16 protein-coding genes and 1 pseudogene are annotated in these 19,970 nt (G+C 61.4%); 15 read left to right on the top strand and 2 right to left on the bottom strand.

Features of this window, described 5'->3' with window-relative positions; genetic code table 11:
- The first annotated feature begins 267 nt into the window (after positions 1-267).
- A complete protein-coding gene (locus IU450_RS13180) occupies positions 268-3,729 on the top strand; it encodes an AAA domain-containing protein (protein ID WP_228834564.1) in 3,462 nt (1,153 codons plus the stop codon).
- Complete coding sequence (locus IU450_RS13175) at positions 3,722-5,161, top strand: hypothetical protein (RefSeq protein ID WP_195150099.1); 1,440 nt, start codon at positions 3,722-3,724, stop codon at positions 5,159-5,161. Before IU450_RS13180 ends, IU450_RS13175 begins: the two co-directional genes overlap by 8 nt.
- A 221-nt stretch (positions 5,162-5,382) precedes the next feature.
- Here the strand turns inward: IU450_RS13175 and IU450_RS13170 are convergent, their stop codons facing one another.
- Together IU450_RS13170 and IU450_RS13165 are read right to left on the bottom strand one after the other, a co-directional pair.
- Positions 5,383-6,855: a hypothetical protein gene (locus tag IU450_RS13170; RefSeq protein ID WP_195150098.1), complete on the bottom strand. Its 1,473-nt coding sequence runs from the start codon at positions 6,853-6,855 to the stop codon at positions 5,383-5,385.
- A gap of 46 nt (positions 6,856-6,901) precedes the next feature.
- Positions 6,902-7,738, bottom strand: a pseudogene (locus IU450_RS13165) (IS5 family transposase).
- Between the two features lie 257 nt (positions 7,739-7,995).
- Here IU450_RS13165 and IU450_RS13160 point away from each other — a divergent pair.
- From IU450_RS13160 to IU450_RS40900, 13 genes are all read left to right on the top strand, one after another.
- On the top strand, positions 7,996-8,169 hold the full coding sequence (locus IU450_RS13160; protein WP_195150097.1) for a hypothetical protein: 174 nt from the start codon (positions 7,996-7,998) through the stop codon (positions 8,167-8,169).
- A 96-nt stretch (positions 8,170-8,265) separates the two neighbouring features.
- Entirely contained in the window at positions 8,266-9,702 is a 1,437-nt protein-coding gene (locus IU450_RS13155; protein WP_195150096.1) for a competence protein CoiA family protein, read from the top strand.
- Positions 9,703-9,967: 265 nt separating this feature from the next.
- Positions 9,968-10,141, top strand: a complete 174-nt coding sequence (locus tag IU450_RS13150; protein WP_195150095.1) for a hypothetical protein — start codon at positions 9,968-9,970, stop codon at positions 10,139-10,141.
- Positions 10,142-10,468: 327 nt separating this feature from the next.
- Positions 10,469-10,609 (top strand): hypothetical protein, encoded by a 141-nt coding sequence (locus tag IU450_RS13145; RefSeq protein ID WP_195150094.1) that lies wholly within the window; start codon positions 10,469-10,471, stop codon positions 10,607-10,609.
- Between the two features lie 65 nt (positions 10,610-10,674).
- On the top strand, positions 10,675-11,271 hold the full coding sequence (locus IU450_RS13140) for a restriction endonuclease subunit S (protein ID WP_195150093.1): 597 nt from the start codon (positions 10,675-10,677) through the stop codon (positions 11,269-11,271).
- Between the two features lie 3 nt (positions 11,272-11,274).
- Positions 11,275-13,233 (top strand): HsdM family class I SAM-dependent methyltransferase, encoded by a 1,959-nt coding sequence (locus IU450_RS13135; protein ID WP_195150092.1) that lies wholly within the window; start codon positions 11,275-11,277, stop codon positions 13,231-13,233.
- Positions 13,234-13,417: 184 nt separating this feature from the next.
- A complete protein-coding gene (locus IU450_RS13130; protein WP_195150091.1) occupies positions 13,418-13,696 on the top strand; it encodes a hypothetical protein in 279 nt (92 codons plus the stop codon).
- 130 nt (positions 13,697-13,826) lie between these two features.
- Positions 13,827-14,009: a hypothetical protein gene (locus tag IU450_RS13125; RefSeq protein ID WP_181724058.1), complete on the top strand. Its 183-nt coding sequence runs from the start codon at positions 13,827-13,829 to the stop codon at positions 14,007-14,009.
- A 6-nt stretch (positions 14,010-14,015) separates the two neighbouring features.
- A complete protein-coding gene (locus IU450_RS13120; protein ID WP_195150090.1) occupies positions 14,016-14,456 on the top strand; it encodes an NUDIX hydrolase in 441 nt (146 codons plus the stop codon).
- Between the two features lie 950 nt (positions 14,457-15,406).
- Entirely contained in the window at positions 15,407-16,447 is a 1,041-nt protein-coding gene (locus IU450_RS13115; RefSeq protein ID WP_195150089.1) for a hypothetical protein, read from the top strand.
- A 236-nt stretch (positions 16,448-16,683) separates the two neighbouring features.
- The gene (locus IU450_RS41300) at positions 16,684-17,157 is read left to right on the top strand and encodes a DUF6083 domain-containing protein (RefSeq protein WP_416382871.1); all 474 of its coding nucleotides are present in this window, start codon (positions 16,684-16,686) and stop codon (positions 17,155-17,157) included.
- Positions 17,158-17,524: 367 nt separating this feature from the next.
- The gene (locus IU450_RS13110) at positions 17,525-19,024 is read left to right on the top strand and encodes an Eco57I restriction-modification methylase domain-containing protein (protein ID WP_195150088.1); all 1,500 of its coding nucleotides are present in this window, start codon (positions 17,525-17,527) and stop codon (positions 19,022-19,024) included.
- The gene (locus IU450_RS40900; RefSeq protein ID WP_324197655.1) at positions 19,021-19,968 is read left to right on the top strand and encodes a BsuBI/PstI family type II restriction endonuclease; all 948 of its coding nucleotides are present in this window, start codon (positions 19,021-19,023) and stop codon (positions 19,966-19,968) included. The genes IU450_RS13110 and IU450_RS40900 overlap by 4 nt, the downstream gene beginning before the upstream one ends.
- Positions 19,969-19,970: the final 2 nt, after the last annotated feature.

The raw sequence follows: 19,970 nt of genomic DNA, 5'->3' as shown, positions 1-19,970 counted from the left end.
AAATGCCAATCGGTCCTACTCGTTTCCCTACACCGACGGCTGCCCGCCCAACTCACCAGTCAACTCGTGCCTTCCTACGCGCTGCGCCCCCGCCGCCTTGCTTCGCTGCTCAGGGCACCGCTAGCGAGATGATTGCTGCCTGCTTCTCCTGGATGGCGCTGAGATTGACACCGCGCGGTTCGGTACCGCCTGGATCCGTTGCTGGAGCAGCAGCTGAAACCGGTGGGTTGTAACGTTCTGTAGTCAAACTGCGAAAGGGTGGCCGTGATGCGAGTTGTGGCGGACCGATACGTGGTGATGCCGAATGAGCAGCAGCGTGGCGACGGTGCCTCCCGGGTCGTCAAGAGCATCGACCAGCAGACGGCCACGGTGGTGGCGGTGAAATTGATCCCGCGAGCCGATACGGACGAAACGCACCGGGTGTTCTTCCAACGTGAGGTCGAAGCACTACAACGGCTGAACCACCCCAACATCGTCTCGCTGCTCAACCATGGTGAGGACGCAGCCGAGGACGCCTTCTACCTGGTTTTCCCCTGGGTGCAGCAGCGTCTGCGGGACGTCCTGCCCCCGCCGGAGGATTTCGGCTGGGACGACTTCGCCAACTCCTACGGTCTACCTTTGGCCGATGCGTTGGCCTACGCACACGAGCGCGACGTGGTGCACCGCGACGTCAAACCCGCCAATATCCTCGTCAGTGAAGATCAGACGCCGCTGCTGGCAGACTTCGGCATCAGCAAAATCCGGAGCCACCTCACCGAGGCGACCGTCGCCGAGTTCGTCTCGCGCCCCTATGCCCCACCCGAGTTGGACGGGATGGGTAGTGCCAGCAGAGACGTCTGGGGCTTCGCCGCGACCACAGTGGCATGTCTGACTGGCCGCATGCTCACCGACTACCCGCAACTTGACGAGGCCCTCGACGAGATCGATGTGCCACCCGAGGTCGAGGCGCTGCTGAGGCAATGCACCAGCGGCGATCCAGCAGCCCGGCCGCGGGATGCGATGGCACTGCGCGAGCGTCTCCGCGAGATCCAGACTCGTCGCAACCGGAAGTGGCAGCAGCCGCGCATGGCCCAGCTGGACTTCCGGGATTCGGCCACCCGAGGTTTGGTCGCTCCGCCTCACGACCGTGATCTGGAGGCCGTCGAGCGAGCGCTGAACGCCGAGGTCGCTCGAGGCACCCATTTGCTTCGGATGATCGATCCGGGTAGCGGTCAGGCGATGCCGGACACGCTGGACCTGGTAGGCGACCAGCGCCGCATGCGCCTGGTCGTTTTGCCGAACCAGCCGAGCTTCGTCGTGTCCCGGGTGAACGACGACAGCGATGGCGCGCTGGACACAATGCGGCGCGTTGGATGGCCGGTGGCCGAGGAGATCATCTGGACGAGCAAGCAACAGCCGCCGGCAACCGCCCGACAAACAATGGACATGGTGCTCGCCGCCCTGGACGAGCACTACCTGCGCCTCAACGACGAGAAGCGGCAGCGCGACGAGAACCGCATGTTCGACAAGTGGATGGACCTGCTCGCCGCCAAGGAAGACCTGGAGCGCACCCGCTCCGGTGTCCTGCGATACACCTCGGTCGAGGTTAACGGCAAGCGAGCGCGTTTCCGCCTGACTGCGGTGCCGGATACGGATGTTCTCGGCGAGGAACGCGTTTGCCGCGTTACGGTCACCGACGGGGTCGGCCGGGACCGCATCGTTGGCGGCACCGGAGTGGTGATCGCGCAAGAGGACACCGTTCTCACCCTCAGCTACCCGCGGAAACCGAAGAATCTGCCATCTGAAGGCGAATTGGTCCTGGATATCGGACCGGCAAAGACGGCGCTCGCGCGGCAGCGCGATGCCGTAATCAAGATCCGTTCGGGGATTGCCGTTCGGCCGCTGTTACGCGAACTGTTGCTGGACCCGACCCGCATCGGCCAGCACGCCGTTCCTGCAACGGCGGAATGGTTTGACCAGCGGTTGGATACCGACAAACGGACCGCGCTCGGCCGGGCGCTGGGCACTCAGGATTTCTTTCTGCTGGAGGGCCCGCCCGGAACCGGCAAGACCAGCTTCATCACCGAACTGGTCCGCCAGGAACTCCACCGCAACCCCACCGCCCGGATTCTGCTGGTCAGCCAGACCCACGTCGCCGTGGACAACGCCCTCGTCCGGCTCGCCGACGCGGGCCTGGAGAACCTGGTCCGGCTCGGTCGTGCAGACGACGATCGGATTGCCACCCAGGCCCGCCGTCACCTGCTGGAAGAGCGGATGCCGGCCTGGGTCGGCGAGATCCGTCAACGTGCGGAGGGCCACCTGCGTCAGCTAGCCGAAGATCAAGCGGTGGAGCTGGCCCACGTTCAAGGGGCAGTGACCCTGCTGGAGTGCATCGCCGCGTTGACCGACCAAGCTGCGGCGGAGGCCAGGCTCCAGTCACTCGGCGGAACAGTCCGCCGGACGAACCTCCGCGCTCCGAAGGACACCGCACCCGCCGCGGAGTCGATCCCTCCCGACGAGGAGGAGATCGTCTCGGAGATGACAGCGCTGACCGAGTTGATCGACCGAACCGCCGACCGAGTCGACAGCCTGCGCCGCCGCGCCGCCGAACTTTTCGGTGAGGCCCGGATGAACGAGTTGGTCGCACCGGAGATCTCCCTCACGGGCACGGCTGTGAGGGCTGCCTTCACGGCAGTCGTAGGCGAGAATCCCCGACTGGAGAAGCTGGTGGGCATCCTCCAGCTTCAAGCGGAGTGGCTGCAACGGATCGAATCCAGCCACGATCTGGAAGCTGTCCTGCTGCGACGAGCCCGGGTCGTGGCCGGAACGTGCGTCGGGTTCCTGTCCCACCCCGCAGTGCGGGAGTTGGAGTTCGATCTTTGCATCCTCGACGAGGCGTCCAAGGCCACAGCCACCGAGACGCTCGTGCCTCTTTCTCGGTCCCGTCGCTGGGTACTGGTCGGGGATCCGAACCAGCTTCCACCGATGCAGGAAGAAGTCTTGGACGACGAGGACCTTATGGAGCGCCACGAGCTGGACCGGGCTGACGTGGAACGGAGCCTGTTCGGTGACCTGCTTGACCAGGCTCCCGAAATTGCGCATCACCAACTCACCCACCAGTACCGGATGCACCCCGGCATCGGCGATCTGATCTCCGCCTGTTTCTACAAGAATGCACTGCAGTCGGTGACCGCCCCGGAACTGCCCGGTTGGGACCGTCTCTACAAACCGGTCACCTGGCTCGACACCGCCCGCTCCAGTAGACGGTGGGAATCCCCGAGCGGCACCAGCGTGCTTAACCGCCACGAGGTCCAGGTCATCAAACACGCGCTGACCGAACTGAAAAGCGCCGTGGCCGACGGCACTGTGCACACCGAGGACGGCAACCGCCTGCGCGTGCTGGTTCTGACCGGGTACCGCAAGCAGATGGAGGAGCTGCGCCACGCTGCGGCCGGGCTGTCCACACCACAATTGGAGATAGAAGTCAACACCATCGATGCCGTCCAGGGACGGGAAAGCGACGTTACCTTCTACTCCATCGTGCGCAGCAATTCTCAAGGTGAACTCGGTTTCCTGGGCCCACGGCACTGGCGGCGGATCAACGTGGCCCTTTCGCGCGCCCGGTACGGCCTCGTCATCGTCGGCGATGTGCCCTTTTGCGAAACCCGCCCTGGCCCCTTGAACGAGGTGGTGACCTACATGCGTCGCCATCCCGACAGCTGCAGGATCAGGACGGCCACACATGACTGACCCCACCGTCACCGCCGCACGGCGTTACAGCGAACTGCACTCTGGCTTTCATCTCGTGGCCGCGGTTGAGGCCGCGATCCCTATCTCCTGGCTCACACTCGACTTGGTGGCCTTGGAACGCAAACCACTACCAGTGGTCGACGAGTTCGTCCTGCGTCTGTGCCAGCAGGGCGTGAACACCATCCCCGATATTGCCGCCGTGTTGGGTATCGAGGACGATGTCGTCCGGAACGCCGTCGCCGGGCAACTTTCTGCTGAGACTCTCGACTACAGCCTGGTTCACCAGCTACAACGCAGAGGCGTGCCTACAATTCGTCTCACCGCAGCCGGTGAAAAATCTGTGGTAGAGCTGGGAACCACCACGCCGCAACGAGTCGAGCAGCATTACGCCTTCGACCGCTTGCGATGGATCCCCACGGAGCACACCAAAGCCGACGTCATCACACGCGACGAAGCCCAGACCGCTGGCGCGGTGTTGCTGCCGACCAGCCACACTCGCGAGGTGACCGCGCAGGACGTATCACCGCGCACTCTTAACACCCTGATCACCGACAGCGAGATAGACCGCGAACGAGCCGTCGCTCCGGCCCGGAATACACGTGCCTCGGCTCTGCTGGAGATACTGGCGGTCGAGGCCGTCACTCGCCAGCCGCGCCGCTACCTCCCGGCAGTGCTGCTGGTGTTCTCCGCGATCGACTTCCAGGAAGTACGGCTGAGCGTCGTCGTCGACGACCTGGTCAGCGAGCAACACGGCCAAGCCCTGCTGAAGGCCGGCGGCACCGACAACTTGGGCATCATCGTCGTCGACCCCGTCGGCGAGCCGGAACTGCCTGCGGAACTCGTGGCGCAGCGTGCTCCCTACAACACCGTGCGGGGACTACAAAGAAGGGCAGACAACACCGTCCCCGGAGGCAGCGCTCTGTCCGCGGACGCACCTGCGAGCGACAGCGCGACGGCTCGTGCCGAATTGTCCGCACTCACCGTGCGCGCGGTCCCCGTCTTCGAGCACCGCGAGTTCCTCGCGCACGCGCTACGCGAGACACGCCGCCGCCTCCTGCTGGTCACGCCACATATTCACGACGCCGTTATCGACACCGAGTTCTGTAGCCAGCTGGAGACCCTGCTCCGACGCCGCAGGTTTGTGGCGCACATTGCTTACGGTTCAAGCCAATTTGACCGGGAGCATGGCAAGAAGGCCATCAATCGCCTCAGCAAGCTCGGCGAGCGCTTCTCGAACCTCACCGTGATCCGGCTCGAAGATCCGCGTCCTCCGTGTTTCATCTTCGACGACAGCTGGATCAACAGCAGCTTCGGCTGGTTGTCCTTTCGCGGCGGACCAGAGCGCATTTACCGCCGAGAAGAAGGCACGCTGATCCGCGCAACCGACGTAGTCAACGACAAGTATTCCGAGGTGCTATCCGCGATCGAGTAGCAGTCGTGTGGGACTCGCAAGCGGCACGGTGGATGACCTCACGTGGGCTGGCCGCCGGCCGCTCCTCAACGTCGAGCACGGCCATGTGGCCTTGTACAACGAGTCCCGGCTCATACACCGGCTCGGCCGCAACCCACCGCGCACCCAAAACCAGGAAATCCAGACCAGCCCAGCACCCGTGGATCCAGGTTGAGTAGCCTCGCGCAGTATCCCTCAAGGCATCAATGGTCCACTGACTGGAGACGGTCGCTGTGCGGAAAACCGTAAGAACGCCAGGCTTTTTCCAAAATCGGGTTTTTGCGGTCAATCTGGGCACGTACACCACGAAGTGAAATCGCGCCGCCGTTCTGATCCCGCATGAGTGCCAGAAGGACGTCCTGCGTGTCCGCCCCATGAGTGACAAGCGCTTCAATCTCACGAGAACTTGCCGCTGCGACTGGCACATCAGGAAGTGTCCCACCCGGAATCAGCGCGGTATCGTGATCAAGGAGGTACGCCGCCGCCGAGTAGATCGGCTCCGCCGATACGATCAGTCCTAACATTGGGCGGTCCGTCGGAATATGGCCAAACTCCGATCTGCGACTTGCGAGATTCTCAACTGTCCTCGCTAATTGCCCTCGTGCCTTGCTGAGCGAGTCTTTCAAGTCCTCGAACAGCTTCGGATCACCTGCTCGCGCTGCCAGTGCGAGCCGCTTCAACTTGCACTCCACGAGGAGAACCAGATCTGGCATGACCACAAGCCAGTCGACACTCTTCTCTTGATTCTTACCGTAGACAATTTCGGGGTGCACCTCCGCGCCCTCAATCAAGCGGAGATTCCGGCCAATGTAATGTTCGAACAGCTTCCCTAGGTCATTTGCGAATACGTTGCCGTACCGCGAAACTCCTGAGTGATAGAGCCCACCGGGTGTGACTGTGCGCATTATAAGTCGTGGTGCGGGTGTAATTGGTCGACTCTGGTCAAACTCGATGAAGGGTGTTCGGACGAGCGGATTGTAGTCGTAACGCGCAAGTCGCCTCTCATAAAGGGAGTTCTTCGTGAAGTCTTGCTTGAACTCTTCACGGGTAGCCGTCAAGCGTTTAAGTAATGTCTCAATATTGCTGCGCGGGAAGACTTTCAGCACATCTTCGAAGTTCGACTGGCTGAGCCAGGCTGGATCGAATACTCCCCCGTTCATTTGAGCGCCAACCTGAAGCACAAATGCTGCACCGACACCCTCGCTGAGTGACATCCCTCCCAAGATTTCCGCCAAGGAATCCGCAGTGACTACCGAGGTGTTCACTTGCCCGAGGCCTTCCAGCAGCATCGCGTGCGATCGGGCGATCTCTTCGTACATCGATTCCTGCCATGGGAATTGCTCATACAGGATCGGAGTCACCAGTGACAGCAGGAAAGTCGGATCACCCGGCTTGACGTGGGGTTTAGATTCGGAGTTGAAGAACTTTCGCATGAGATTGTCGAGAGCTTTATCGGACACGCCCTCGTTTCGGTGCTCGTTTCCGTGCAACAGCGATTCGCGGGCTGCGGCAGCCAAACCCCAAGGCGGCAGTTGACGCTTTACTTGGTTCGAGTACGGCGGCTCGCCAAGGCTGGCCGACAGCCGTGCCAGCGCTGGAATAAGCTCACTCGGCTTGAACGCGCGGCATGCCTGAATGAACTCTTGGTAATTGTTTCTCGGCACCAATGAAAACACCCTGGACAGCTTACGGAAGTACTCGTTCTTGCCAAGTACGAGCCGACTAGGTTGTGTCTCCCAATGACTTGAGCCATTCGACTATCAGGGCCAGGACGACTCCGGCGCGGTAGGTGATGGCCAACTTGTCATAGCGGGTGGCCACCGCACGCCAGTGCTTGGCCTTGTTGAAGGCACGTTCGATGACGTTGCGCCGTTTGTAGGTTTCTCGATCGAAGTGGGGTGCCCGCCCACCGCGGCGACCTCTGCGTTTGCGGTTGGCGAGTTGGTCGGATCGTTCGGGAATGACGGTGCGGATACGTTTGCGTCGCAGCAAGGCGCGGTTGGCGGTCGAGGAGTACGCCTTGTCGGCGATCACGACCTGCGGGTTGCGCCGTGGTGGGCCGCCGTCGAGGCGGGGCACCGCGACCGCCTCCATCAACGGCGCGAGTATCGGTGCATCGCCGGCCTGGCCGGGTGTGAGCAGCACCGCCAGGCCGCGGCCATGGCCATCGGCGACCACATGCACTTTGGTGGTCAAACCACCGCGTGAGCGCCCGATAGCATGGTCAGCGGGTTCATAACCCTGACACCGAGTCGTGTCTGGCGCCCGCGCCGTGCTGGTGCACCCGCACGATCGTGGAGTCGATCGAGGTCACCCAGTCCAGATCACCAGTGGTGTCGGCCAGCGCGAGCAGCGCGGCCAGCACTCGATCCCATGTGCCGTCCGCGGCGTAGCGGCGGTGCCGCTTCCATACCGTCTGCCACGGCCCGAACTCCCGAGGTAGGTCCCGCCGCGGCGAACTTGGCGCAACCGGTACAGCATCCCCTCCACCACCAGCCGATTATTGGCGAAGTTACGATACACTCGCCCTTCGGATTTCGGCAACAACAGCTCCAGCAACTCCCACTACTTGTCCGTCAACACCTGATACCGATCAACCGCCAGCCTCGACACAGCGGACATGATGCACCACCGAGGCACTCCGAACACCCTGTTCGGTCGATTGGGAGACAGAACCTAGCGGTGACACAGCTGTGGGCCTTCGCGCACCGCGACGGGCTCCACTGAGGACCGGTCGACCGACTTCCGCGCCCGTTGGGGCCGATAACGTCCTGCTGACACCAGCGGGCGGGCGAGAGTGCTGGGTTTGTGCATCCATGCTCGCCGAGATCGTCGTGACATCGCGGCCAGGCCGTCGTACGATCAAGACAGGCCGCAATCAAAAGTCATTGAAAATCGTGCATCTCGAACTTTCCGGCGTGCTCAACATAACGGACATTTCTGCTACCGCATCACATGCGCTCAGACTCGACTTCGAGCAGGACTTCTAAACACATCCCACTTCGAATAGCGCGGCCTTGCCAAGGCTTCCTGCAGCTGCCGCTGCTGGAAGGCCACCGCCCATTCGAGAAGAGGGGTGTTCTGAGGTGGGTACCTCGAACAAACTCACAGTCGCGTTGGACCTCCTACGCCAGCAGTACGACTACGCACCAACCGATCCCGCCGATCCGCGCATGGACGATCTGCGGGCGAGGAGCTACGGCGGCGACCGGACTTTAGTATGTGCGCTGTGCTATGCGGGCATCGACGCTGCGCCGGGCACCGAAGTGCCGCTGGTGGTGAAAGGCCCCATCGGCGGGGTTCGGCGACCCCATTTCGCGCATCCATCGGGCCAGGGGCTCGCCGGAGGACAGCATGACCCGGAGTCCGAGTGGCACCTGGCCAGCAAGGAAGCTGTCGCGACATGGGCTCGAACACAACCAAATGTCGTCGACGTTCGCAGCGAAGTGTGGCTACCGAACAGGAAGCGACGCTGCGATGTCCGTGTCGTCTTCGCTGACGGCAGCGAGGTCGCACTCGAAGTCCAGAGCTATCGACTGACCGATGCCGACTGGCGCGATCGACACCGCGACTACCGAAGCACTGGCGTCGTCGATGTGTGGCTGTGGCGCCCGCAGAGCCCAATCCCATGGATGATCCTCAGCGGCACCGAGCACCCCCAGCAGATATGGATGCTCGATCCCTGGAAGGGCTCCGTCACACTGATGGTCGGTGCCCCGCATCAACGGCAACCCGCCGCAACTGTCGACGATGTACACCACCGCGTCCAGCATCTGCCACCGTGCATCGGAGACGGCCTCGTTCCCTACGAACTATCACTACCTGAAATCACTTTGACGCCGCACGGTGTTGCGATCCCTGCGACGTTGACCAAACAACTGGCCGAACAGTTGGAGCAGGAGCGTCGACATATGCAGGCCGCCGAGGATGCACGCAAGCGGATACGCCAGCAATCGAGCGCGCCAGCAGGACCGTCGCAGGCGCCCACGGCCTCTAGCAGCGATGTTGCGGCGATCGAAGCGGCGTGGCCGGTCATCTGTGAGAAGGCGCGGGAGTTGGGCGGAGCCGGTGTCGATGCGCTGCTGGCAGGGGTGTCGGTGGTTCGAGTTAACGGCACCACGGTCGTATTCGCCCATCAGCACGCTGTGTTGGCGCGGTACCTGACAAGCCCGAAGTACGCGGGGGCGGTCAGCGCGGCGGTGCAACAGGTCCTGGGCAGGGACTGCGACATCCGATGGGAGGGTGGGGCACCGCCCGACCCGTCGACCAAGAAGCACACGGCAAGACAGTCCTCGCCGCAATCCAGCCAGCGCTTCAACATTCAGGTTTCACACGTAGAAGATTTCGACCAGGTCTTCGATCTTCTCCGATTGGCGGGCGCCAAGTATGCCGGCGGTAACCGCGAGTTCGTCATCCAAAAATCAACCTTCACCTTCGAGCAGGTGTGGGCGTTGATCGAACTGGCTCGACACCCCGAACGACCGAAGGTGGAATCACCATGGCAACCAGACGCGCAGGTATGAACCAAGGCGGGGTAGCCGGTCGGCCGAGCAAGAACGGCAATGGGCACAGATGACCAGCGCACGATAGGTAGATTGAGCGTCACCTTGGTGGTGTAGTACGAGTGATCCTCGATGCAGAGATTCGGCCCGCCCTGTTTGTCGGCAAGCGCGACCGGTGGCCTGGCCTGGCGCGCGGTCTCGGGCAGGGTGCTGGCCTTTGCGCCAGTGGCCAGTCGGCCGTCGTCGTTGATCCGGTATCGCAGGTGACGAGCAAACCGTTGAGTTGGTGGCGCAGCTGCATCCACCGCCGCTGGTCCTCGAGGTAGCGGCTGGGGTGGAGCTCGCGAGCGCTGAACGCGCTCAGCGCATTGCCGCACTGCTGCGCCTGAGCGTTGTGAACTGCGATCATGCATCCGGCTTGATCGGTTGTATTGCCGTCATGTTGCGCGATTGCCCGTGACGTACTCCATCGCACTACCTGGTCGAGGCATCGAATTTGCTGGGTCGCCATTTGGTAGCTACACGGGCGTCGAACGCCAAAACCGTTGGGCGCCAACCTCAGCAAGACGACCTCTGCGAAGCCTCCTTCGCAGATTCGTGTTACGGTTGTACTTGCTACGAGATATCGCCGCACCACCCCGGGGAGATTGCAGTCAGCGCGGGGCGGTGCGGCCCAACCCGCTTCGCTCAAGGCAAGCAGGAAGAAGGTAGGCGCGTGATTGCCCACTTCAACAGTTCATGGTACTGGCCGAGACGTGACAGGCGTGCCGTCTGGTGCGGTGTGGTTGTGGTTGTGTTGATCTTGGTGCTCGGTTCCGGATCCGCGTACCGGGAGGCGGTGCTCGTTGCGCTTGTCACGGCAGTGGTCACCACTCTGGTGACCGAGATGATCAAGCTGAGTTTTCAGGGCAAGCCGCACACCGAATAACCGGACGGGGGTATGGCGATGATCGCCATACCCCCGACTTACGCTGGGGAAGGAGGGCAGGAATTGTGGTTGAAGACGAGCAGGTCACGCTCGGGGAACTGGCAGAGATTGCGCCGGGCCCATCTGGCTCGCTGCTGGAGAGACTTGGTGACGAACCCGACGGCGTACCGGTCGTCAGTCCCTCGGACATAACCGATTGGAACCGAGTGGAAACGCGGAAGCTACGCAAGTTGCCACGTGGCGAGGCGGATCGGCTGGACCGATTCACCCTTCGGCAGGGCGACATCGTACTTGTCCGCCAGGGATCGCTCGGCCGGTTGGCGCTTATCGGCACACAGTTGGAAGGGGCGCTCTACAACTCGTCTTGTGCTCGGGTACGCAGCCATGACAATCGGATACTGCCCGAGTACCTATGTCTGTATCTCTCATCGCCTGCGATGCAGGAGGAGATGCTCCGACGCGCACTTTCCGGCACTGTCCGGTCACTCAACACCGCAATTCTGAGCGACCTTCCGGTCGTGGTCCCTCCACTGAACCGGCAGCATGACGTGGTGGCAGTTATCGCCGATATCGACGAGCTAGCCCTCGTCCATCGAGAAACTGTGGATCGCCTCGATGTCCTCAAACAAGCACTGCTCGATGATTTCATGGACAAGGGGTAGGTTATGCGCACCGCGGATCTTGCGAAGAGGGTGTTCAAGGCTGCCCATATCCTCCGGGGCGCGATGGACGCGACGGACTACGTACGTGTCATGTCGGTCATGCTCGTTCTCAAGTGGGCGACCGACCACCCCGGCAGGTTGGCTGTCCCGCAGGAAGCGCGGTGGGATGAGCTGGTCGCGGCCGCGACCAGCTCACCACGCGATGCTCTCGAAAGGGCTGCGACGGCGTTGATTTTCAGCAATCCAGACATCCTAGATGACTCCTTCCTGCGCGTGGTACGCGACAAACAATTGAGCGACGTCGAGGCCCGGCAATTGATCTCAGTGTTCGACGAGATCCCCCTGGGGGGAGGAGATCGCGAACTGGATGATGCGGCTGGTCCGCTCTATGAGCAAGTCCTCGCCGGTTTCGCGGATGCGGACAATCGCGCCGATATCCGCACGCCACGCTCGGTCAGCCAGCTCATGGTTCGGCTCGCTGATCCACAGCCGGGTCATACGGTCTATGACCCATGCGTAGGGACCGGCGGCCTACTTATCGAAGCTCGGAACTACGTCGAAGAGCATACTGAGAAGAAAAGCGCACCAATTCTTTTCGGGCAGGATGTTAGCTTGCAGGCGTGTGCAATCGCGCGACTCAACCTGACGCTACATGGAAGCGATGACGCATCAAACATTTTGACTGGCGACACGCTTGTCGATCCGAAGCACCTCAATGGTGCTGGTGATCTGAAGCACTTCGACCGAGTGTTGAGCAATCCCCCTTTTAGTCTCAAGTACCAGAACGAGATACTTAATATCCCACAACAAACACCGTATGGCCATAGCCGGTCCGCGGATCTGATGTTCGTCCAGCATGTTTTAGCATCACTAGCCCCCGAGGGCGTAGGTGTAGTGGCTGCCCCGTACGGAGTGTTATTCAGGGGCGGAGCCGAAGGGCGGATTCGCCGCAGAATGATCGAGGACGGACGAATCGCTGCTGTTATTAGGCTCGGGCAAAATCTATTTCCCCGCACCTCCATACCGGCCTGCCTTCTTGTACTCTGCGGGAAAAATGCTGCCCATGCCCGTGAGCGAGGGGTGCTGTTCATCAATGCCGAACACGAAGTAGAGGTAAAACGTTCGAAGAACCATCTCGCTCCTCGTCATGTGGAAAAGATAGCCACCACTTACCTCAAGCAAGCTGAGATCAGCCATTTCTCACGACTGGTCCCCCCGGGAGAGATCGCGGCCAAAGAATACAGTCTCAATGTAGGGGACTACTTCGATCCGGAACCTCCAACCCGGAAGCGGCCGAGCGTCAGCGCCCTACTCGCCGGTGGAGTACCCATCGCCGAGGTCGACTCTCAGCGTGACCGGTTCGCCGCATTCGGCATCGAACTGAATGATGTGTTTGTATCCGGCAAGCCCGGATACCTCAACTTTCCCCCGCGCGGGTATGAGACCACTGCCACAGCCATCCCTGCTCTGAGCGCAAGCTCCGAGACAGCATTCACCTCTGCTGTTGAAGACTGGTTTCAGCTATTTCAGAAGGAGCAGAGCGTGCTCACCGAACGACCACTCGTCGCAGGACGCGAATACTTCGCTGAGACGTTCCATCGAGCGCTGAACGCCTGGACGATTCTGAACAATGAACAGATAGCGGGACTATTCGTAGACTGGTGGACAACTAATCAGGAGGACATCAGCCAACTGCGCAGGACAATCAGAGGCTCTGACTCGTCCACTGCCGGAGTGAACGCACTCATTTTCGACAGGATTGGAGCGGACCTCTTTGCCCGCGCGAAAAACCTTGCGGCTAACGAACGTAATCAACTAATCGACGTGTACCTAGCGTGGGGTGAGCAGTACAAGACGTCACTTGAGCAACTCGAACGACGACGAGAACAGGCATCCTCACGCCTGGCCACACAGCTGTGCAAACTGGGCTACCGGTGGCCGCTGGATGGGAGCGGATCGTAGGCGCAACCCCTCGCCAGGAGGTACGAGCCAAAAGGACGCAAACCTTGACACTCCTGTCGAGGTTGCTCCGCGCCGCTCACCTGCGCTTGCAGCGGGCTGGGTGCGCCGAACCGCGGGCAAGCGGAAGCCGGAGGCCCGTCACGCATCAATGCATCGCGGTGATGTCCATTCTGTGGGAGGTGTCTTGGAAGGTAGCCAAGAATTTCCTGGTCGAGGTGCGTGGAACCGTTGTGGTGGCGGCGATTGGGTGATCGCCGCCGGCATCGAACCTCAGGATGAAGAGTTGAAACCTTTTCTCGTTCACGGCGCAATCGTCGGCGGACGAGTTGAAGGCGCCTATATCAGCATTGTCCGCCGTAGCGGCGAGGACTCGATCCCAATCAGCGCACAACAGATCCACAGCACCCTCGCCGCAGGACGGGCACTGCTGCGGCGAGGGCAATTGCAGACCGGCGCCGGTTAACTCGGCTGATCCGATAGTTCGATACTCATACCGGTGCGCAGACCAACTTCGCAATTGGGCATGATTGTTCGACCGGCCCGGATCAACCTGCCCCCTCAACCCGCTGCCGCTGTTCTAGGAGCCAGGTCCTTTGTTTCCGGCCTTCACTGGCAAGCTGGCCTACGCTCTGCGCGACTACCCGCGGGCCGAACCGCTGCACCATGCCACGCTCAAGCTTCCTGTTTGGCATCGAGACGAGGGCCTGCCGCCCGTCGACCGCTACATCGAAGCGCTCTACCAAGCCATCACCCACCACGCCGACCTGAAAGGATAGAACTAGATGATCGAGATCACACTGTTGGAGAAGTTGGCGCGGGTAGCCGACCGGGACGAGGTGCAACAACTCGTCGTCGGTGCCGTCGTGCACCACGGTGGCAAAGTCCTTCTGCTGCAACGCTCCGCCGATGATTTCATGGGTGGAATCTGGGAACTTCCCAGCGGCAAAGTCGATCCCGGCGAAGCCATCGACCAGGCTCTGATCCGGGAAGTCAAGGAAGAGACCGGCCTTGAGGTCACCGCCATCACGAACTACCTCGGCGAATTCGACTACCAGTCCCGCAGTGGCAAGAGGAACCGACAGTTCAACTTCACCGTCGAGGTCGGTCATGCCGAGCCTGTGCAGCTGACCGAACACGACGCGTACACCTGGACCAGCCTGGTCGAGGAACCACCGGTCACTGATGCCGTGAAGCAGGTGCTGGCGCGGTATCAGGAGAGCTGACTGTACAGTCAAATCGGCCGCGCCAAAGGGCGCTAAAAGCTTCTGCAACATCAAGAACCTGCTCCTGAAAACCGAACGGGCTACCGTTGGTGGTGCTGTCCCTACTGGTCAGCTACAGGCAGCGTCGTTGATCACCGCATCACCTCGGTGTCGTCATCATTGCTCCGCCACCGCCGCGGTCTTGCTGGTGGTGATGCACTCGTCGATGTCGTCAGCGAGCCTATTCTCATCGGACTCCCACGGATCACCCCACCTCGGCGCAGCCCCTACTGCGTGTCGCCCGTGCAGCTCCGTTGTCTTCCACCATGCGCCCAGCCGGAAGCACAGCGCTCCAGTGAAGACTACCGATCCCGGCCATGGAATAGCGACGAGGAGAGGAGACATCGCATATCAGCTGCCCTCGACCAGCGGCAGGTAGGTTGCCTCTGAATGCACCGCACGTTTCAGCGAAAGTTGCCGGTACCGGCGCTCGGCAGGACACACAAACATGGGCAACCGGGAAACGCCTGGTCATCGCGGATTCTTGTTCGATCTGATACCCGCAGACCGCCAGTAGAGATCGGTATCTGTCCCCTTCTTCGATGTGCCCCCGGCTGGGGGTACATCTAAGAAGGGAACGCGAGTGACCTGGGGATCTGTTCCGGTCAGCTGGTGATAGAAGCGGATTTTGCCCTTGGATGAGGGAGATGCCTTGTGCAGCAGCTTACGCCGGGGGGGGGGGGGGGATCGCAGGCGGCAGGTGGCAGACAGGCAGTTCGAGAAGCGTTGATCCGTCGTGTGCGCCCCGCGCGTCGGACGGGCAGTGCTGGAACGTGGAGCGCTCGGCGGGTGTCGCATTTCGTGGGTGGGCGACGAGATGATACTGAACTGACGACGAGACGAAGGCGATGGGCAGGTGGGTGAGCGGAATCGAACTGAGGACGTCGGGCGCCTCTGACATCCTGGAGCTCATGACCGCACAGGAGGCAGATGCGCTGCCGTCTCACGCACCCGCCACAGTGGTCGAAGGTACCTTCGCCTACTGCCCAGACCTATACGTGCAGGCGGATTGCGTTGGTGGACAGTACCGAACAACGATCGCTGGCCAAAAGGTGACGATTCTGTTGCCGAGGATCGGCGAGGATCTGCTCCTCGGCATAATGCCGATGCTCACTGCTCCGGACACGCAATATGAGTACCCGGTTCAAGCAGGCGGCCGGATCTGGGGGGTAGTCAGCACCACTGACGGGCAGGGTTGCCGTACCGCTCAGATTTGTTGTCTCGCCTACCGATTCGAGGTGGCGGGGTCGGGGTCGGACGTGGAAAATGTCTGCCGGGAAATCGAATCCGGGTCGAAGGATTGGTGGCTCAGTTTGGAAGCGTGGTTGGATATCTACACCGACCTCGATCTGCTCGGCCGTCGACGCGGAACCGGCGGACCGTCAACGCGGGGAAACGCTCTGACTGCCCATATTGGTGACCACCCCGGTGATACCGCAAAGCGGCTCAAGTGGAGTCGGCGGTCACAGTCGATGCGACGCCAGCGAGCGGTGAACATTCCGGATTCCGCCGTCCTTGCGCGATGTCTGCATCTCGCTGGCAGCGGCTCGTTGCCACCGCAAGGGTGGTTGTACTTGCGGGAAGCGCGGTCGTGGCTGAAGGCCGGTCAGACACGACGTGCTGTCATCGACGCGTGCACCGGCGCAGAGATTTCCCTTTCAGATCAGGTTCGACGGCAAGCCAAAGCAGATCCCGTTGTCGTTGACCAACTGCTCGAGCAGTGCAAGGGGATCGCCGAGGTCACGAAGGTCCTCACCAGGATCGGAGGTGTGACCGCCAGTCGGAATTCCATCACGACCAAGCTAGCTGATGTCAGGAACAAGGCGGTCCACGCCGGGTGGGAACCTGATGTCGAGACAGCAGAGCAAGCCCTAGCGGTTGCCACTGAGGTAGTGGAGCACGCCTGGCCCTACGCGGCACTCTGCCCAGATACGCCTACAGCGAATGCCTAAAGCGTTCTCATCGGCACCTGCGCCTACATGTTCTCGGGGCGGACGTCTGGTCCGATGCCGAAGGTGGCACTCACCTCCGGTCAGTTGCCGGGCTCCTACCGCGACAGCTTTCACGGCGCTCCCACCGACTCGGCGTGGGGACGGCCGCCAGATGGCGAGGAGATGCGTTCTAGAGGAAAGCTGTTGCCTAACAACACCATCGTGAGAGCATCTTCGTTGTGAGCATCCTGGCGTGCATGGTCTGTGGGGCGAGTGAGGGAGCGCAGGAACGACCTGTTCCTCTCCGGACCGTTGCCTGCGATAAGTGTTGGGACGAGGCGGTAAATTTCCCCGACCGTGAACCTGAGAAGATCGACATCGAGCTAACGGCCGACCAGCTCCGTGTGGCACCAGCAGCTGATATCCGAGAAGGCACACCAAGCTCCTGCAAATATTGCGAGACCGAGTGCTCCTGGCATCGAACGGTGCACGGGCGCTGGCTGCTGCTTGAACCCGGCGGCTACCCCACTTCGAAGATTCCACCAGGTAAACGCTGGCGCGTCGCTGGGGACGGCACAGCGGTCAATCTGGGCGGTGCCAACCCCACGGATGAATGTAGGATCACCCACTTCGACGTCTGCCCTGCTAGACGAGCTCCCGAAGACGGTGCACTCTTGCTCGCTGTATGGCGCGGCAACCACAGGGACTGGATGGCCAGGCAGGCCCGCTGACAACCAACATGTAGTGGCTAGGCGGCAGCGTCTCGCGGCCCCGGCCTGTAAGTGAACAGTCGCGCAGATCCCCTCACAGGCCGATCTTCGCCGGTGTCTGGTCGATGTGGGCGGCCGGCGGTTCCACGGCGCGCTGGCTGACCCCTCCGAACGCACTGGTGCACGCCGACCGGGCTAGCCGCCTGTAGACGCTGACGTAAAGAGGCGGCACCACGGAGCTCGGGGCTGTAGCTTGACCCGGGTCAGCCGCAGCTAGCGCCGGAGGGGCCCAGTCCGCGGCCCGATTGTATGCGATGTCTCCGGGTCCATGCGGGCGACACAGTCGCCCGCGCTTGGATCGCTGTCGAGGCTCCGGCATGATGGCCGAATGCAGCGCGACGTCCTGACCCTGGCTGAGCAGAACCGCGTAGCCGCCCTCTGCGGGTTGGAACCGAAGAGTCAGGAGGCGTTAGGGCAGTTCTTCACCCCGAAACGGGCTGCATCGTTGATCGCGAGGATGCCTCGTCTACCGGCAAGCGGCCATATCCGGGTCCTCGACCCCGGCGCAGGCTCTGGGATGCTGACCGCCGCGCTCGTATCCCGGGTTCTCCAAGAATGTCCTGGATTGTCGGTCCATATTGTCGCCGTCGAGTGCGACTCTTCGGTGGTACCTTTCCTGGAGGACACCCTCGAAGCATGTGTGCACGCTGGTGAGGGCCGTGTGACCACCGAGGTCGTCGCTGCCGACTTCATTGCGGTAGTAACCGGGCTCAAGGCAGACGAACGGCTCACTGGATTTGATCTAGTCATCCAGAACCCGCCATACGCGAAGCTGGCCGCCTCTTCGTCGGCACGCGCTGCTGTTCGGAGTGTCGGTGTGGACGCACCCAACCTGTATGCAGCGTTCCTGGCGCTCGCGACCATCGCCCTCGATCCGGGTGGCCAGCTTGTCGCCATCACTCCACGATCGTTCTGTAATGGTCCGTACTTTGGTGCGTTTCGCAGTCATCTGCTCGACGAGATCGCACTGGACAGAGTGCATGTTTTCGAGTCTCGCTCAACAGTTTTCGCTGATACCGGAGTGCTGCAAGAGAACGTGATCTTCTCCGGTACCAGGGGTGGCAGTCGCGACCGCGTAATGCTGTCGACGAGCAACGGACATGAGGACGACGCTGCACATCGCGACGTCGCTTACTCCGACGTCGTGCACCCAGATGACCCTCACCGGTTCGTTCGAATCGCGGCGAACGACGACGACACTGAAGTCGCTGAGCGAATGCTGTCATTCCCTAACACCTTGGCAAGTCTGGGAATCACCGTTTCGACCGGACGTGTCGTCGACTTCCGGTCGAAGGAATGCTTGCTGACCGAACCATCCGAGAACGCGGCTCCTCTGATCTATCCAGGCAACATACGTGAAGGCATGGTCAGCTGGCCGCGGGAGATCCGGAAACCACAATGGTTCTCCCCGGTGACTGACAAGGATGACAAGCTACTGGTCCCGGAGGGGTGGTATTGCGTCGTCAAGCGGTTTTCCTCCAAGGAGGAGCGTCGCCGCATCGTGGCGGCCGTGTGGTCACCGGAACAGTCTCCAGGCCCTGTCGCGTTCGAGAACCATGTCAATGTCTTCCACGTAGATGGCGGAGGTCTCGACCGAGACACCGCATTCGGGCTGTCCATGTGGCTCAATTCCTCCCTCGTCGACAAGTTCTTCCGCACGTTTTCCGGACACACACAGGTGAACGCGACTGACCTGCGAACCCTACGGTTTCCGGATCGGGACTCGTTGCTCGAGTTGGGTTCACTTGCACCGCAACGACTTCCAGTGCAGGAAGAGGTCGATGCACTCGTCGAGAAGGTCCTCGATGTGGTAGACAGAGCTGCGTGAGCGGCATCTCCGAGAGGGTTAGCGAAGCAAAGTCACTGTTGGAGGCGCTCGGCATGGACGCCGAGCGCTCCAACGAACGGTCGGCGCTGACTCTGCTTGCCCTGCTACACCTTCGCCCATCGGACCCGTGGAGTGCGGCTTCCAACCCCATGCTCGGTACCCGGGCGATCATGGACTGGATGCGCGACGAGTACGACCGCCTATACGCGGCCAACTCCCGTGAAACCATACGGCGCCAGACGCTCCACCAGTTTGTGCAGGCCATGCTGGTGCAGGAGAATCCCGACCAGCCCGACCGGCCGACGAACTCGCCAAAATGGAACTATCAGGTCGACATCGCGGCGTTGAAGGTCATTCACTGCTTCGGCACGCCGGACTTCGACGCAGTCCTCGCCGCCTATCTCGCGGAGGTGCCGGGATTGAAGGCGCGATACGCCGCGGCCCGAGAGATGAACCGTATCCCGGTCGTCGGCACCGACGGCAAGGAATTCACCCTCTCTCCAGGTGGCCAGAATCCGCTCATCAAGCAGATGGCGGAGGACTTCTGCTCGCGATTTACACCTGGCGCCGAGCTGCTGTATGTGGGAGATGCCGGTGACAAGCATGTTGTCTTCGAAAAGGATCGCTTCGCTCAACTCGGCGTAACGTTCGACGTGCACGGTAAAATGCCGGACTTGGTCGTCTATATAAAGGACAAGAACTGGCTCGTCCTCATGGAGGCTGCCAACTCGCACGGGCCGGTGGATTCGAAGCGTCACGGCGAACTGGCAGCCCTATTCAAATCGGCAACACCCGGCCTCGTGTACGTGTCCTGCTTCCCTGACCGTAGAGAGATGCGAAAGTATCTGCACGAAATTGCTTGGGAAACCGAGGTTTGGTGCTCCGAAGATCCGACCCATCTTATTCATTTCAATGGGAAGCGCTTCCTGGGGCCATATGAATAGGA

The organism is Nocardia abscessus (assembly GCF_015477775.1).
Classification (GTDB): domain Bacteria; phylum Actinomycetota; class Actinomycetes; order Mycobacteriales; family Mycobacteriaceae; genus Nocardia; species Nocardia abscessus_A.
The sequence above is the reverse complement of the archived record's forward strand: the minus strand, read 5'-3'. Positions and strand labels throughout refer to the sequence as shown.

Excerpts from the sequence above, each read along its gene's own strand:
- IU450_RS13175 (WP_195150099.1), top strand. The coding sequence starts at position 3,722 with ATGACTGACCCCACCGTCACCGCCGCACGGCGTTACAGCGAACTGCAC.
- IU450_RS41300 (WP_416382871.1), top strand. The coding sequence starts at position 16,684 with ATGGTCTGTGGGGCGAGTGAGGGAGCGCAGGAACGACCTGTTCCTCTC.
- IU450_RS13135 (WP_195150092.1), top strand. The coding sequence starts at position 11,275 with ATGCGCACCGCGGATCTTGCGAAGAGGGTGTTCAAGGCTGCCCATATC.
- IU450_RS13180 (WP_228834564.1), top strand. The coding sequence starts at position 268 with ATGCGAGTTGTGGCGGACCGATACGTGGTGATGCCGAATGAGCAGCAG.
- IU450_RS13120 (WP_195150090.1), top strand. The coding sequence starts at position 14,016 with ATGATCGAGATCACACTGTTGGAGAAGTTGGCGCGGGTAGCCGACCGG.
- IU450_RS13110 (WP_195150088.1), top strand. The coding sequence starts at position 17,525 with ATGCAGCGCGACGTCCTGACCCTGGCTGAGCAGAACCGCGTAGCCGCC.
- IU450_RS13160 (WP_195150097.1), top strand. The coding sequence starts at position 7,996 with ATGCTCGCCGAGATCGTCGTGACATCGCGGCCAGGCCGTCGTACGATC.
- IU450_RS13115 (WP_195150089.1), top strand. The coding sequence starts at position 15,407 with ATGACCGCACAGGAGGCAGATGCGCTGCCGTCTCACGCACCCGCCACA.